Raw genomic sequence first — 15,388 nt, 5'->3', positions numbered from 1 at the left:
ACTACCACTCATTCACTTTATTAGCATCTAATTTTAAAAAGATAAACAATAAAATTGTAAACGACCAAAGGCTCGATCCTCCATAGGAAATGAAAGGTAGTGGAACTCCAATAGTTGGAAAAAGTTTGATTAGCATAGTAATGTTTACACAGTAGTGAGTAAATAAAATTGTGGCAACACAATACCCATAGACTCGACTGAATTTTGTCTTTTGTTGCTCTGCTAAATAGATTATTCGTAGAAAAAGCGTCACAAACAGTAAAATTATAACTGTTGAACCCACAAATCCCCATTCTTCGCCCACAGTTGTAAAAATATAATCAGAATGTTGCTCAGGGACAAAATCACCTTTTGTCTGCGTTCCCTCCATAAAACCTTTTCCAATTAATCCACCTGAACCGATGGCAATCATGGATTGGTTTAAGTTATATCCTTCATTTTTTAAATCAACGTCATCACTGAAGAGCACCTTAATTCTATCTTTTTGATGTGGTTCTAACACATTATCAAAAACAAAACCTACAGAAAGCACAAAAGAAGTCGCGGCAACAAAAACAATTAAATAAGCCAATGGATTTCTGTCAACCCTTCTTGCTCTCAAATAATGAAAAATCATAATCAAAACAATCCCAATTAAAATATACATGGGTTGAATGAGTAAGGCTACAAAAAAAAGTATGATAGCTAGAAAACCGGTCCACAGATACCATTCCGGTAAACCTTCACGATTTAAAACCAAGATCAATGACAAGAAAATCATAGCACTTCCTGCATCCGGTTGCAATAAAATTAAAAAAACCGGTAATAGAATAATTCCAAATGCAATTAATTGATGTCTTGTATTTTTTAAAAAAACCTGAGAATCGCTGAGAAATTTTGCTATTAATAAAGAAGTAGCTGTTTTAACAAATTCAGAAGGTTGCAAACTAAAAGAACCAATTCCATACCAATTGGTTTGACCCTTTACGGTTTTACCTAATACAAACAAACCGAGAAGCAAGACAATTCCAATAATATAAAATACAAAAGAGAATTTTTCGTATACTTTGGCATCAATCGTTAAAACAACAATAATTATTGGAATACTTAAAATGATAAAAAGAAGTTGTTTACCATAGAAATCACTAAAATCAAATTCTATAAATTCAACAGGAATTGAGGTGGAAAAAATATTTACCCATCCCATTATTACTAAAGTAAAATATAGTAAAACGGTAATCCAATCTAAATTTCCGGTTACACTTTGATTTTTCATTACAGATTAATTCTAAAGGGTTCACCACTTAAGACTTTTGCATATTCACTTTCTAAACTAGAGTTAAGAATTTTTTTCTCTAAATCAGTTCGAGTGATTTTTCCTTTAAGGTATTTTTCAATCATCAAACTGGCAATTGGACCTGCAATTCGAGCACCCCAATAACCATTTTCAACAAACACGGCAATAGCAATTTTCGGATTATCTTTTGGAGCAAAGGCCACAAAAATAGAGTGGTCGGTTAATTGCACGCGTTGACCATTTATTTTGGTAAAGTTCTCAGCAGTTCCAGTTTTTCCACAAATTTCAATTCCTTCTACTTGCAGTCGTGAAGCAGTTCCTTTATTATAAACGTCGAACAAACCTTGAATCACAGGCGGGAAATACTGTTTATCAATTGTTGTTTGATGTTTGGTAGTGAATTTTTTATCGATGGTATGATTTTTTATTTTCTTAATTACGTGAGGTGTATAGTAGTAGCCTTGATTTGCAACAGCACACATCACATTGCACAATTGAATTGGCGTCATTAAAACTTCGCCTTGACCAATTGAATTTGATATAATCGTAGTGCTTTTCCATCCGCCGGCAGAGTAATATTTATCGTATAATTTTGATGTTGGTACATTTCCTCTACGTCCCGGAGGTAAATCATAGCCCATAAAATTTCCTAAACCGAAACTTTTTAAATGATTACTCCAAGCATCCACACCATAAGCCGGTTTTGGATATTTTTCAATAATTTTTTTATAAGTATTTGCAAAATAGGTGTTGCATGAACTGTAAATTCCGGCATTCAAACTAAATCCTCCAGAATCGTGGCATTTCATAAATCGGTTTCCGTAGCTAAATCCTCGTCGGCAGAAAAAAGTTGTCTGTTCGTCAATTACTTCTTCTTGCAAACCAATAAGAGCAGTTAAGATTTTAAACGGAGAACCCGGCGGATATTCGGCTAATAATCCTCTGTCGTACAAAGGTTTTGCAATACTGTCGTTATACAAAGCAGTATAATTTTTAGAACGTTGTCTACCAACTAAAAGTGCAGGGTCATAGGTTGGAGCAGATATTAATGCTAAAATCTCACCTGTTCTTGGTTCAATCGCAACAATTCCACCTCGTTTGTTTTGCATGAGTTCTTCGCCATATTTTTGAATGTTGATATCCAAAGTAAGTGTGACATCGTCTCCTTGTTTAGATATAGTATCAAAAATCCCATCCTTATAAGGACCAATATCCCTGTTGAATTTATCTCGTTGGATATATTTTACACCTTTTCTTCCCCTTAAGAATTCTTCATATTGCTCTTCAACACCTTGTTTTCCTATCAAATCACCACTTTTGTAGTAAGGGTTTTTCTCAATTATTGCGGGATTAACTTGTGTGATAAAACCAAAAACATTGGCTCCTACACTTACTTGATAATCCCGTAAAGAACGTTTTTGAATATAAAAACCTTCGAATTTTCTAATTTTTTCTTGAAAAGCGGCATATTCTCTTTTGTTTAATTGGGGTAAAAAAACAGAAGGAAGTCGCGGACTATAGACAATGGCTTTTTTAAGTTTTTTATCGAATTCTTCTTTCGTAATATCAACTAATTCACAGAATTTTAAGGTATCAAGGTTTTTAATTTCCCTGGGAACAACCATAATGTCGTAGGATGGCTGATTGGCCACTAAAAGTTTTCCGTTGCGATCATAAATATATCCGCGTTCCGGATATTCATAAACAATTTTAATCGCGTTGTTTTCAGATTTTAATTTGTATTCGTCGTCAATTATCTGCAAATAAAATAGCCTTGCCAAAATGGCAATTGTTACAAAGATTATCAGAGATGGTAATATAGCTTTTCTCAATTTTTAGCGGGCTTAAACATATAGATGAGTAAAATACAAAGTATCAGTGTAAAGATAGTACTCAAAATGGTTCTAAGCAATATATCCCAGAAAAAACTAAATCGGAATATTTCCAGTAAAAAAAAGATGATGTGGTGTGTTAAAACGGATATTAACAAAAATGAAAATCGTTCAGGAGTGAGCCGTTCGTTAATTTTTACAGTTTGGTATTCATAACTCAAACCAAACGAAAATTTAAAAAAGGATGGTCTAAGATAAGCTAATGTTAAACAAGATGCTGCATGAACACCGCCGGAATTGTTAAACATATCCATAGTAGTTCCCAATAGAAAACTGGCTAGTAAAAGTCCGTTTTTGTTTCCGTTAACGGGATAAAGTAAAATGAATAGAATGTAGGGATAAGGATTGATGTATCCCAAAAAATTGATTTTACTAAAAATAGCAACCTGAGCCAAAATCAGCAATACAAAACGAATGATATTGAGGATTACCGTACTATTCATCTAGGTTTTGATTTTCTAATTCTAAAATTTCTTTACGGTCTTTGTTTTCAATAATATAAACATGACCCAAGCTCGTCATGTCGTTAAATAATTTTACATCAATAGTAAAATAGTTCGTTTTGTCGTCGGTATAAATTTTGTGAATGATTCCTATATTGACATTTTCCGGAAAAATAATCGATTGTGCACCGGTGACAATTGTATCTCCTTTTTTCACAGAAGCCAACCTTGGAACATCAATTAACTGAACATATCCGGTATTCTTTCCGTTCCAAGTTAAGGTTCCAAAATGATTAGTTTTTTTAATCTTGGCATTAATTTGCGATTTGATATTTAAAATACTAATTACAGTAGCATAATTTTTTGATGTATTTTCAACAATACCAATAATTCCTTTACTGTTTACAACGCCCATGTCAGGTTTAACACCTTTGGCAGTGCCGGAATTAATGGTTAAGAAATTTTCGTGAACATTATAGGAGTTATTGATGATTTTAGACTGAATCACTTTGTAGTTTCCAAAACTGCTCATTAATTCTTTATCAATGATTTTGGTAGTATCTTTTCTGTTATAAAGTAAGCTTTTTAAACGAGCATTTTCGTTGGCTAAACCTTCATTTTCCGTTTTTAAATTCAAATATTCATTTACGGAATTAATACGTTCATAAACACCACCGGTAATAAAATTAGCCGAATTTATTACCTTACTTCTATGGTATGAATGGGATTGAATAGTAAGCGATAACGAAATCACTAAAAGCAACAAAAACAGTAGTCGTGTACTGTTTTTTATGATAAAAGTAAATATCTGCTGCATGTTTCAGTGATTCAGATTCGTAATTCCGTTAGCGTAAATATCAGTAAAACTGATTATTTGATTAAAATACTTCTGAACTTGTTGATGTTTTTCAATGCAATTCCGGTACCACGAACAACTGCTCTCAAAGGATCTTCGGCAATATAAACCGGCAAATCAGTTTTAAGTGAGATTCGTTTGTCTAATCCGCGTAACATTGAACCACCTCCGGCAAGATAAATTCCGGTGTTGTAAATATCAGCTGCTAATTCTGGTGGAGTTTGCGATAAAGTTTCCATTACAGCATCTTCAATTCGTTGTATTGATTTGTCTAATGCTTTTGCAATTTCACGATAAGAAACATCAACTTGTTTAGGCTTACCTGTTAATAAGTCACGCCCTTGTACCGACATTTCATCTGGTGGTGTGTCTAGCTCTTCAATAGCGGCACCAATTTCAATTTTTATTTTTTCTGCGGTACTTTCTCCTACAAACAAGTTGTGTTGTGTACGCATGTAGTAAACAATATCATTTGTAAAAACGTCACCGGCAATTTTAACCGATTTGTCACACACGATTCCTCCCAAAGCGATTACGGCAATTTCAGTTGTTCCACCACCGATATCTACGATCATGTTTCCTTTTGGTTGCATAATATCAACACCGATACCGATTGCTGCTGCCATTGGTTCGTGAATCAAATACACTTCTTTACCATTTACACGTTCACACGATTCTTTTACGGCACGCATTTCTACTTCGGTAATCCCGGATGGAATACAGACCACCATACGTAAAGCAGGCGTGAACAAACGTTTTTTTAATGCCGGAATACTTTTGATAAACATACTGATCATTTTTTCAGAAGCATCAAAATCGGCAATTACACCATCTTTTAGTGGCCTAATTGTTTTTATGTTTTCATGCGTTTTACCTTGCATTAAGTTGGCTTCTTTTCCAACAGCGATAATTTTTCCCGATATTCTGTCACGAGCTACAATCGACGGAGAGTCAATCACTACTTTATCATTATGAATAATTAAGGTATTTGCGGTACCAAGGTCAATGGCGATGTCCTCGGTCATGAAATCAAAAAATCCCATACGTTTGTTTAGGGTTAATTAGGTTTATAAAATTGTAACGTACAAAGGTAAAAAAATTAATGTTTAAAATGACGTGTTCCTGTAAATACCATTGCAATTTTATTTTCGTTGCAATAGTTGATACTCAATTCATCTTTAATTGATCCACCAGGTTGAATAACAGCGGTTATTCCGGCATGATGAGCAATTTCTACACAGTCCGGAAAAGGAAAAAATGCATCACTTGCCATCACAGCACCTTTCAAATCAAAACCAAAAGTAGTTGCTTTTTCGATTGCTTGTTTTAAAGCATCCACACGAGAAGTCTGACCTGTTCCGGAAGCAATTAATTGTCCGTTTTTCGCGAACACAATTGTATTCGACTTTGTGTTTTTGCAAATTTTTGAGGCGAAAAGTAAATCTTCAATTTCTTGATGAGTAGGTGTTGTTAGGGTAACGGTTTTTAAACCTTCTTTATTGTCTGTAATGTTGTTTTTATCTTGAATTAATAATCCGTTCAAACATGTTCTAATTTGTCTGGCAGGTAATTCAACTTCATGCTGAACTAAAATGATGCGGTTTTTCTTTTCTTGTAAGATGATAACCGCTTCATCATCATAACTTGGAGCAATGACAACTTCGCAAAATAATTGATTGATTTCTAAAGCAGTTGCTTTGTCAATTTTTCCATTGGCAATTAAAACTCCGCCAAAAGCAGAAGTTGGGTCGCCTGCTAAAGCATCTAAATACGCTTGTTTCATAGAACTTCTTGTCGCTAAACCACAAGCATTGTTGTGTTTTAATATGGCAAAAGTTGGATCATTTTCTTTAAATTCCAAAATCAAATTTACTGCTGCATCAACATCTAATAAATTGTTGTATGACAATTCTTTTCCATGCAATTTGGTGAACATTTTATCAAAATCACCAAAGAAAAATCCTTTTTGATGTGGGTTTTCGCCATAACGAAGTACTTGACCATTTTCGATACTCTCTTTATAAACCGTTTCGTCGGTGTTAAAATAATTAAAAATAGCCGAATCATAATGCGATGAAACGTGAAAAGCTTTGGTTGCCAAATGACGTCTTTGTTCTAAAGTGGTAGCACCATTTTGTGACGAAATTAGATCTAACAAATAATTGTATTCATTCACAGAAGCCACAATAACAGTGTCTTTAAAATTTTTTGCAGCAGCACGAATTAATGAAATTCCGCCGATGTCAATTTTCTCGATGATGTCTGCTTCGGAAGCACCGGATGCCACAGTTTTTTCAAACGGATACAAATCCACAATCACTAAATCAATTTGTGGAATTTCAAAAGCTTTCATTTCTTCAATATCGCTTACATTGTCTTGACGATTCAAAATTCCTCCAAAAACTTTTGGGTGAAGTGTTTTTACTCTTCCTCCTAAAATCGAAGGATAAGAAGTGACTTCCTCAACCGGAACAACCGGAATGCCTAAGTTTTTAATAAATTCTTCGGTTCCACCCGTAGAATAAATAGTAACGTTATGGTTGTGTAATTTTTGAACAATTGGCTCTAATCCGGTTTTGTCAAACACTGAAATTAAAGCAGATTGAATGGTTTTTGTAGTTGTCATTGTGTTGTTGTTTTTTGAAGGTGCAAAAGTACTATTTGTCTGTTTAACTATCAAAGGAATACAAGATTACTTTTTTCTTTTTTTACTATTTTTTATTCGAAAATTATAAGAATTTTGTTTTTAGTTTTAGTGACGATTAACCACATAATTAATTTAGAAAGCAGAATACAAAAAACATCCGTTTTTAGTGTAACAAAACAGCAATTTAAACTACCAATCACTATATTTACAATAAAGAAAGAATTCTATGCTTTTGTACCTCCGTTTACTTAAAGAAAGTTTCAATTTTGCAATGAATGCGTTGCGAAACAATAAGTTGCGGACTTTTCTTTCTTTATTGGGTGTTACGATTGGTATTTTTTCTATCATAGCAGTTTTAGCAGCTGTGGATTCTTTAGACCAAAAGATAAAAGGCGATTTAGGTGACTTAGACAAAAATACAGTTTATTTATTACGATTTTCTTTTGGACCTACAGAAGTACCCGGTTGGAAGCGAGAACAGTTTCCCGATGTAACGTATGAGGAATTTGACTATTTGAAACGTTCGTTAAATGGCGTTGATAAAATAGCTTTTAATCTTTTTACCCGAAACGAAAACATAAAGTTTGAAGAAAGAACGGTGAGTTCAGTTCGTGTAACACCAACCACGAATGAGTTTGAAGGGATAGACGGAATAAAAATTGAACAAGGAAGATTTTTTAACGAATCGGAATCCAATTCAGGAACCGGAGTGATTATATTGGGTTTTGATGTTTGTAATGGTTTGTTTGATAGTCCGGAGCAAGCCATCGGAAAAAAGGTTCGAATGTATGGGCAACGTTTTAACGTGATTGGCGTTACTCAAAAGCAGGGATTTTCGACGTTTGGAGATAGTCGTGATAATGCAGTTTTTATTCCGATGAATTTTATTCGAAGACTTTATGGAGAAAACAGCGATATGCTTACACCGGCAATTTTGATAAAACCGGAAAAAGGTATCGATATGGAGGGTTTTAAAGGAGAAATTACACAAAAATTGAGGAATTTCAGAGGCTTAAAATCATCTGATATTGATAATTTTTTCATCAATGTGCTTTCCGGTTTCACCGATATGATTGATGAAATTGTAGGTGAATTGAATATTGTAGGTTGGATTATATCTGGTTTTTCACTTTTGGTTGGCGGTTTCGGAATTGCCAATATCATGTTTGTATCTGTTAAGGAAAGAACCAATTTAATTGGAATTCAAAAATCATTAGGAGCAAAAAATAAATTTATTTTGTTTCAGTTTTTATTTGAAGCAGTAATTTTATCTGTCATTGGTGGAATTATTGGTTTGGTTATGGTTTGGCTCATTGCAATGGTTTTATCCAAAGTATTGGATTTTGAATTTGTATTGAGCTTTTGGAATATGATGCTCGGTGCCGGATTAGCAGGAATTATAGGTTTGATTGCAGGAATTATTCCGGCGATTTCAGCTTCTAAATTAGATCCGGTGGAGGCGATTCGAAGTGGGATGTAATTACATACTTCATTGATTAATGTAATAGTTGTCATGAATATATCGTCTATTAGTTTAATTGCTTCTTTAGACTCCCATCAAACTATATGAAAAAAAGGAATAATATTTTTCACTTTTCAAAATTTTCTTAATTTCTTTTAAAGTTTTAACTTTTATATCAATTGTATATTTTTCTCCTAAATAGCCAAGTTTATCATACGAGATTAAGACAGGAATCAAATCTAAAAATACCTCAAAATTCTTTGAAATATAATCTCTAATTTCAAAATGTTCATGGTCTAAAATGGCTATTTCTTTTGTTGACTTTATCAAAATTAATAAATCACTCTCAAGATTTCCAATTTTATAAAACTCTTCATATTCTTCAAATTCGGTTAGCATCATACTTCCAAAAATTGAAAATCTTTTATATTTTACATTCAATTTAAATAATTCGAACAATTCAATTTCTGTTTCATTGCACTCTTTTTTAAATTCCAAAATATAATCACTAATAAATGCTTGAGCATAATCGTTATCAAAACCATTTTGTAGAAAGTCATCTAGTTTTGGAATTAATGAATTTATTTTAGCTATTTTTTGTTCTAAATGCTTGTGTTGCATAAATAAATATGTGTGGTTAATTTACTATAAAACTTTAAGATAAATTTACTAAAATAGTCAACATAAAAAAATCCCGATTCCTCGGGATTTCATTTTATCTAACATCTTCATTTAAAATTAAATCTAAATAGAGATTCACTTTGTCTTTTAATTCTTTTCGGTGGGTAATAAAATCTAAAAAACCGTGTTCTAACAAAAATTCTGAAGTTTGAAAACCTTCCGGTAAGTCTTTTCCGGTGGTGTCTTTCACAACACGAGGCCCTGCAAAACCGATTAATGCCCCCGGTTCACCAATATTAATATCGCCTAGCATGGCATAAGAAGCGGTTGTTCCTCCCGTGGTAGGATCGGTACATAATGAAATATACGGAATTTTCGCTTCTGCTAATTGTGCTAATTTGGCTGAGGTTTTGGCCAATTGCATCAAAGAATAGGCTGCTTCCATCATTCTGGCACCTCCGGATTTAGAAATCATCAGAAAAGGCACTTTGTTCTTGATGGAGTAATCGATTCCTCTGGCAATTTTTTCACCAACCACAGCTCCCATAGAACCTCCAATAAAGGCAAAGTCCATGCAACAAACCACCAAATCCTTACCTTTTGATTTTCCCACGGCTGTTCGAACCGCATCTTTCAATCCGGTTTTATCGTAGGCTTCCTTCAAGCGGTCAGAATATTTTTTTGTGTCCACAAAATGCAACGGATCTTTGGAAGTCATTTTGGCATCCAATTCTTTGAATTCATTATTGTCAAACAGTATTTCAAAATATTCTTTACTGCCAATTCGCACATGAAAATCATCATCGGGACTTACCCAAAGGTTTTTGGCTAATTCGTCCTGATCAATAATTTTTCCGGTTGGTGATTTGTACCAAAGTCCTTTCGGAACATCTTTTTTATCCTCCGTAGCGGTTTGAATTCCTTTTTCTGTTCTTTTAAACCATGCCATATAGTAAGTATTCAGTGTTCAGTATTCAGTATTCAGTTTTTATAGTGTATTCACATTGTTCAAATCAGCGAATGCTTGCTCTAAACGTGTGTTGAATGTAACTTCACCTTCGCGAATCCATTTTCTTGGGTCGTAATGTTTTTTGTTTGGAGAATCTGCTCCGTCCGGGCTTCCGATTTGTGTGCGTAAATAGTCAATTTTATTTACCATATAGTCACGAATTCCTTCTGTAAAAGCGAATTGTAAATCGGTGTCAATATTCATTTTTACTACACCATAGGAAATGGCTTCTCTAATTTCTTCAATCGTAGAACCGGATCCGCCATGAAATACAAAATCGATAGGATTTGAGTCTGTATTGAATTTTTTCTGAACATATTCCTGAGAATTTTTCAAAATCACAGGAGTTAATTTCACGTTTCCTGGTTTGTAAACACCATGCACATTACCAAATGCGGCAGCAATGGTAAATTTCGGACTCACTTTCATTAATTCTTCATAAGCATAGCTTACTTCTTCCGGTTGAGTATATAATTTTGAAGAATCAACATCTGAATTATCAACACCATCTTCTTCACCACCGGTAACGCCCAATTCTATTTCTAAGGTCATACCCATTTTACTCATACGAGCCAAATATTCTTTACAAATATGAATGTTTTCTTCGAGAGGTTCTTCAGACAAATCAATCATGTGTGAAGAAAACAATGGTTTTCCGGTTTCGGCAAAATGTTTTTCAGAAGCATCCAACAACCCATCAATCCAGGGCAATAAATTTTTTGCACAATGGTCGGTATGTAAAATTACAGTGGCTCCGTAGGCTTCAGCTAATGTGTGAATGTGTTTTGCTCCGGCAATTCCGCCTAAAATAGCAGCACGTTGACCTTCATTTGAAAGACCTTTTCCCGCATTGTATGATGCACCGCCATTCGAAAATTGAATAATCACCGGAGCTTTTAATTTTGCAGCAGTTTCTAAAACACCATTGATAGTACTGGATCCGATAACATTTACAGCCGGTAAAGCAAATCCTTTTTCTTTAGCATAGTTAAAAATCTCCTGAACTTGATCTCCGGTTGCAACGCCCGGTTTTATGTTGTGTGCCATTTTGCTTAAATATTAGTTAAGTTACAAAAATAAGAATTAATCGAGTGAACAAAAAATTATTGACTATAAAATCGATGTGTTTGGGATTGAATTTCTAAAAAAAATACGATAACGTTTTAGAAAGGGTAATTTATTCCCACATTGAAAACCGTATTGCTGAAGTTGTATTCTCTAAACCATCTTTTGCCTTCCTCGTGTGCCGGATTGTAGGTTTTGAATCCAAAATCGAAACGGGCTACCACAAATCCGAAATCATATCGAATACCAAAACCGGAACCTACCGCAATATCTTTTAAAGAATCTAAACCATCAAAAATAAAATCTTCATCTTCCACATTATCCAAAACGTTCCAAATGTTTCCGGCATCTACAAAAAGTGCACCTCGTAACTTTCCGAACATTTTAAAACGGAATTCAGCATTCACCAGAATTTTCATGTTGGCTTCGTTAAAATCATTTTGATTTCCACTGCTTCCCGGACCAAGCCCGTAGGGACGCCAAGCTCTATTGTCATTAGAGCCTCCACCGAAATAACTACGTGAAAACGGAATACTGTTTGAATTTCCGAAAGGAATGGCGATTCCGAAAAATGTTCTGGTTGCAAAAACCATGTTGTTCCTCAAATCAAAATGTTTGATAAATTCAAATTCACCTTTTAAATATTGCGAAAACTCAATGTCAAAAAAAGTTTTATTCCCATTCGGACCTGTAGGTTGATTGGATGCATCAGCAACAAGGGATAATATATTTCCGGCTGATTCGCCTTTAATCCTTAAAACATAAAAATTATTGTCTAACAGACTGGTTTTTGTAGTTTTAGAAAAGCTATAAGTTGATGCAATAATTAGGTTGTTTTCTGTTAGCCTGTTTTTTCGCTCATTTATACTTCTTATGGTATTAAAATCAGTTTCAGATGGATCAATGCCCGGCTCATTGATTAAAACATCATCGAGAAAACCGTTTGTTCCGAAAGGGATTTTTAAGTTACCATCGTCATTTAAATATTCCGGATCCAATGTATAATTTTGAGCAATATCATTCAACGCTTCATAAGAAGAACGGTAAACATTAAAATAATTATTTACGTTTATGTTTTTAATATATTGGATGTTGAGTAAATCAAATCGAACGGAGTTATATCGTTTAGGTGTCCAATTGTAGGTGAGTGAGCCGGTGAAATTTTCTTTATCCAAACCAATATTTTGTTGTTTGGCAAAACCTAAACTGATTTGAGTTGATGGAATCATTTCTTTTGAGATGATTTTATCTGTTTTTACAGGGAAGAAGAGCCTTGGAAAGTTTAAACGCATATCAGCACCGTATTCTGAAATGTTGAAAAAAGTATTATCCGGATTCGCCAAATCTTGTGAAGAGCCAATGTTTCCTCTAGCCGCTATTTCTAAAGTTTCTGCACCATTGAAAATATTTCGTATAGAAAATGATGTATTTCCTGCTAAACCGAAGTCCTGAATATTGGAGTGTAAAGCATCAAATGACGCACCAAAACTGTATTTTTTTCTCGGACTCAGGTAAATGTTAGCAATTAAGGAACCGGATAAACTATCGTTTGGGTCTAATTCATATTGAATGGAAGGATAGCTAAATACTTTAAAATTATTTAACGATCGAGAAGTTAAGTTGTTTCTGTAATCGGCATAAGTTCCACCTTTACTTATAAAGACAGCATCGGTAATTGCTTTTGGTCTGTATTTTAATTTGTCAATACTGTAAAGGTTGTAATTGTTGTAAACAACACTGTCGGCAATTTTTACTTTATTTTTTGAGGATGGATTGTCGGTATAAATATTTACCTCACTAATTTTATACACTTTAAATGGTGTGGTAACAATTGAGTCGCCATCGCGATAAGAATAATCACTTATTAATAAATCTATATTTGCTTTATTACCTGTTTTGATAGTATCGACATCAAAATTGATATAATTCTGTTGAAAATTATACACACCATTGTTGCGAAAATAATTTGTTAATCGGTTTCTTTCTTCTTCAAAATTATCAGATTTATATTGTTGTCCGGTTTTGATAACGGATAATTGTTCCGTTCGTTTGTATAATGAATCAATAACGGGAGAAGAAATTTTGCGATTTATACTGTCGAGAATATAAGGAGTTCCAAGATTAACTGTGTAAGTTGTTGATGCTTTCTTTTTACCAATCGTATCAATGCTTGCTGTTGCATTTACTTTAAAATAGCCTTCATTAAAATAATATGCTTTTAGTTTTGTAATCGATTTTTTTATTTTGGTCTCATCCAAGATTACCGGTGCTTCACCGGTGTTTTCCAGAAAATTATGAATGCCTGAGTACCAAAATGATTCGCCTAAGCGATAGACTTGTTTGGAAGATAAGAACTTTGAAGTTCTGTTAAATCGTATGGAATCTTTGATAAATTTTTCAGCAAATAACGAATCGTGATCCGGTTTGGCCCAATTGTAAAGATATAAACTGAAAGGTAAATTTAAAAACCGAGTGTTTGTTTTTTGAGATAACAATTCGGTAATGTCTTCGTTTTTAACTTTTTTTCCGTCAACAATTATCTCTGATTTGGCGAGTAAGTTTTTTCCCTCCGGAACTCTTTTGACAGAATTACAGGCATAAAAAAACAGTGCAATTAAAATTATTAATGATATTTTTGCGGAAATCTTTTTCAATTGAATTAGAAATTTAGTTCAAAAGTACATTATTTTATGGTTAGTAAAAACCAAATTAAACGAATTACGGCCTTGCAACAAAAAAAGTTTAGAACCGAACATGAACTTTTTATTGCCGAAGGCTTTAAAGTAATTCAAGAATTGTTCCAATCACATTATGAAATTCAGGAATTTTATTCCACAGATGCGACTTTACAATTGAATAATAAAGTTAGACCGGAGATAATTTCAGAAGCGGATTTAAAAAAAATAAGTTGTTTAAAAACACCTAATACTTGTTTGGCGGTTTTTAAAATATCTCCTTCGAAACCAATAAAATATGAAGGTTTAACTTTGCTTTTAGACGATATACGTGATCCCGGGAATTTGGGAACTATCATCCGATTATGCGATTGGTTTGGTATTGATCAATTGATTTGTTCCGAAGAAACTGTTGATGTATATAATCCAAAAGTAATTCAGGCGACCATGGGTTCAATAGGAAGAGTGAATGTGGTTTATACATCGCTTAAAAACTATTTAAAGAACACAAATCAGCCCATTTATGGAGCCTTTATGGATGGAGATGTTGTTTATGATTCTCCTTTACCAAATGACGCTGTTTTAATTATGGGTAATGAAGCCAACGGAATTAGTGCAGAGATTGATGTTTTGATTCAGCATAAAATTAGTATTCCACGTTTTGGAAAAACTCAAAAAGCAGAAAGCTTGAATGTAGCTACTGCTACTGCAATTCTCTTAAGTGAATTTCGGAGAAATCTTTAATGGAATGTGAAGTTCACAAAAAAACCTCTTGTTTTCATGGAGTCTACCGATGATGTCCATGGACTATTTGGGTCATTGTCCCGAATCAACTCATCGTTAAAACTAAATACACCTCTAATTGAAGGGGAGAATTTAAAATATTCTAAATAGATGTCAATTCCAAAGCCAACCTCATAAAAATTTGTCCATTTGGTCATTCGGAAACGATTATTAGAATTATCATCTTGAGCATTCGCGTTACTGGAAAGATTTAATGCCGTTGAAACACCACCAACCAAATATGGTCTGATATTTCCTAATCGTTGCGAAGAAAATTTCAAAAGCAGAGGAAAGTGAAGGTAAGTTGATTTTACTTCCCGCATGGCATCAAATTGATTTTCAAAATTGGGGAAAGTTAAATTTCGCTGTGTATAATATAAACCAGGTTCAAATCGTAAGTTTATATTTTGGTGTAAACGCAAATCACCCACCAATCCAACATTAAATCCGGTGGTGGTTTCAGACAAAATTTCTTCAGTGATGCGGTTTTGATCTATTTTAAAGTCATAGGAATTAAAGCCTAAAAAATAGCCCCAATGCACCCGTTGTTTATCAAAATTTTCAAGATGAATAATTGGATCTTTCCCAAAAATTCCACTAAACTGTGCATTCGAATGGATACTTAAAAAAAATAGTATGGCAAAAAAAACTGTTCTCAT

13 protein-coding genes are annotated in these 15,388 nt (G+C 33.7%); 2 read left to right on the top strand and 11 right to left on the bottom strand.

The window, feature by feature from the left end; all coding sequences use genetic code 11:
* Window position 1 precedes the first annotated feature (1 nt).
* From rodA to purH, 6 genes are read right to left on the bottom strand one after another with little or no spacing between them, the layout of a single operon-like run.
* Window positions 2–1,255, bottom strand: a complete 1,254-nt coding sequence (rodA, locus tag ACIQ0M_RS01435; protein WP_396148976.1) for a rod shape-determining protein RodA — start codon at window positions 1,253–1,255, stop codon at window positions 2–4.
* Complete coding sequence (gene mrdA, locus ACIQ0M_RS01430) at window positions 1,255–3,108, bottom strand: penicillin-binding protein 2 (protein WP_396148974.1); 1,854 nt, start codon at window positions 3,106–3,108, stop codon at window positions 1,255–1,257. The genes rodA and mrdA overlap by 1 nt, the downstream gene beginning before the upstream one ends.
* Complete coding sequence (locus ACIQ0M_RS01425) at window positions 3,105–3,611, bottom strand: rod shape-determining protein MreD (protein WP_396148972.1); 507 nt, start codon at window positions 3,609–3,611, stop codon at window positions 3,105–3,107. Before ACIQ0M_RS01425 ends, mrdA begins: the two co-directional genes overlap by 4 nt.
* Window positions 3,604–4,428, bottom strand: a complete 825-nt coding sequence (mreC, locus tag ACIQ0M_RS01420) for a rod shape-determining protein MreC (protein WP_396148970.1) — start codon at window positions 4,426–4,428, stop codon at window positions 3,604–3,606. Before mreC ends, ACIQ0M_RS01425 begins: the two co-directional genes overlap by 8 nt.
* Window positions 4,429–4,481: 53 nt before the next feature.
* Window positions 4,482–5,510: a rod shape-determining protein gene (locus ACIQ0M_RS01415; RefSeq protein WP_112084823.1), complete on the bottom strand. Its 1,029-nt coding sequence runs from the start codon at window positions 5,508–5,510 to the stop codon at window positions 4,482–4,484.
* A 56-nt stretch (window positions 5,511–5,566) separates the two neighbouring features.
* Window positions 5,567–7,093: a bifunctional phosphoribosylaminoimidazolecarboxamide formyltransferase/IMP cyclohydrolase gene (purH, locus tag ACIQ0M_RS01410; RefSeq protein ID WP_396148968.1), complete on the bottom strand. Its 1,527-nt coding sequence runs from the start codon at window positions 7,091–7,093 to the stop codon at window positions 5,567–5,569.
* A 247-nt stretch (window positions 7,094–7,340) separates the two neighbouring features.
* Between purH and ACIQ0M_RS01405 the strand changes: the two genes are divergently transcribed.
* Window positions 7,341–8,594 carry an ABC transporter permease gene (locus ACIQ0M_RS01405; protein ID WP_396148966.1) on the top strand — a complete coding sequence of 418 codons (1,254 nt, stop codon included), beginning with the start codon at window positions 7,341–7,343 and terminating at the stop codon, window positions 8,592–8,594.
* 66 nt (window positions 8,595–8,660) lie between these two features.
* Here ACIQ0M_RS01405 and ACIQ0M_RS01400 read toward each other — a convergent pair whose 3' ends face one another.
* The 4 genes from ACIQ0M_RS01400 to ACIQ0M_RS01385 form a co-directional block, all read right to left on the bottom strand.
* Complete coding sequence (locus ACIQ0M_RS01400) at window positions 8,661–9,197, bottom strand: hypothetical protein (protein WP_396148964.1); 537 nt, start codon at window positions 9,195–9,197, stop codon at window positions 8,661–8,663.
* A gap of 94 nt (window positions 9,198–9,291) precedes the next feature.
* A complete protein-coding gene (gene accD, locus ACIQ0M_RS01395) occupies window positions 9,292–10,146 on the bottom strand; it encodes an acetyl-CoA carboxylase, carboxyltransferase subunit beta (RefSeq protein ID WP_396148962.1) in 855 nt (284 codons plus the stop codon).
* 39 nt (window positions 10,147–10,185) lie between these two features.
* Window positions 10,186–11,253: a class II fructose-bisphosphate aldolase gene (gene fbaA, locus ACIQ0M_RS01390; protein WP_396148960.1), complete on the bottom strand. Its 1,068-nt coding sequence runs from the start codon at window positions 11,251–11,253 to the stop codon at window positions 10,186–10,188.
* Window positions 11,254–11,369: 116 nt separating this feature from the next.
* Window positions 11,370–13,925: a BamA/TamA family outer membrane protein gene (locus ACIQ0M_RS01385; RefSeq protein ID WP_396148958.1), complete on the bottom strand. Its 2,556-nt coding sequence runs from the start codon at window positions 13,923–13,925 to the stop codon at window positions 11,370–11,372.
* Window positions 13,926–13,961: 36 nt separating this feature from the next.
* Between ACIQ0M_RS01385 and ACIQ0M_RS01380 the strand changes: the two genes are divergently transcribed.
* The gene (locus ACIQ0M_RS01380) at window positions 13,962–14,690 is read left to right on the top strand and encodes a TrmH family RNA methyltransferase (RefSeq protein WP_396148956.1); all 729 of its coding nucleotides are present in this window, start codon (window positions 13,962–13,964) and stop codon (window positions 14,688–14,690) included.
* Here ACIQ0M_RS01380 and ACIQ0M_RS01375 read toward each other — a convergent pair.
* On the bottom strand, window positions 14,687–15,388 hold the full coding sequence (locus ACIQ0M_RS01375) for a porin family protein (RefSeq protein ID WP_396148954.1): 702 nt from the start codon (window positions 15,386–15,388) through the stop codon (window positions 14,687–14,689). The two genes, ACIQ0M_RS01380 and ACIQ0M_RS01375, sit on opposite strands and share 4 nt — an antisense overlap.

It is taken from the genome of Flavobacterium sp. (genome assembly GCF_044339515.1).
Taxonomy (GTDB): Bacteria; Bacteroidota; Bacteroidia; order Flavobacteriales; family Flavobacteriaceae; genus Flavobacterium.
This window is presented reverse-complemented; position numbering and strand designations above follow the sequence as displayed.

What these genes read in the sequence shown, in the direction of transcription:
- rodA (WP_396148976.1), bottom strand. Translation starts at nt 1,255, where the DNA reads ATGAAAAATCAAAGTGTAACCGGAAATTTAGATTGGATTACCGTTTTA.
- ACIQ0M_RS01425 (WP_396148972.1), bottom strand. Translation starts at nt 3,611, where the DNA reads ATGAATAGTACGGTAATCCTCAATATCATTCGTTTTGTATTGCTGATT.
- mreC (WP_396148970.1), bottom strand. Translation starts at nt 4,428, where the DNA reads ATGCAGCAGATATTTACTTTTATCATAAAAAACAGTACACGACTACTG.
- ACIQ0M_RS01415 (WP_112084823.1), bottom strand. Translation starts at nt 5,510, where the DNA reads ATGGGATTTTTTGATTTCATGACCGAGGACATCGCCATTGACCTTGGT.
- purH (WP_396148968.1), bottom strand. Translation starts at nt 7,093, where the DNA reads ATGACAACTACAAAAACCATTCAATCTGCTTTAATTTCAGTGTTTGAC.
- ACIQ0M_RS01405 (WP_396148966.1), top strand. Translation starts at nt 7,341, where the DNA reads ATGCTTTTGTACCTCCGTTTACTTAAAGAAAGTTTCAATTTTGCAATG.
- ACIQ0M_RS01400 (WP_396148964.1), bottom strand. Translation starts at nt 9,197, where the DNA reads ATGCAACACAAGCATTTAGAACAAAAAATAGCTAAAATAAATTCATTA.
- accD (WP_396148962.1), bottom strand. Translation starts at nt 10,146, where the DNA reads ATGGCATGGTTTAAAAGAACAGAAAAAGGAATTCAAACCGCTACGGAG.
- fbaA (WP_396148960.1), bottom strand. Translation starts at nt 11,253, where the DNA reads ATGGCACACAACATAAAACCGGGCGTTGCAACCGGAGATCAAGTTCAG.
- ACIQ0M_RS01380 (WP_396148956.1), top strand. Translation starts at nt 13,962, where the DNA reads ATGGTTAGTAAAAACCAAATTAAACGAATTACGGCCTTGCAACAAAAA.
- ACIQ0M_RS01375 (WP_396148954.1), bottom strand. Translation starts at nt 15,388, where the DNA reads ATGAGAACAGTTTTTTTTGCCATACTATTTTTTTTAAGTATCCATTCG.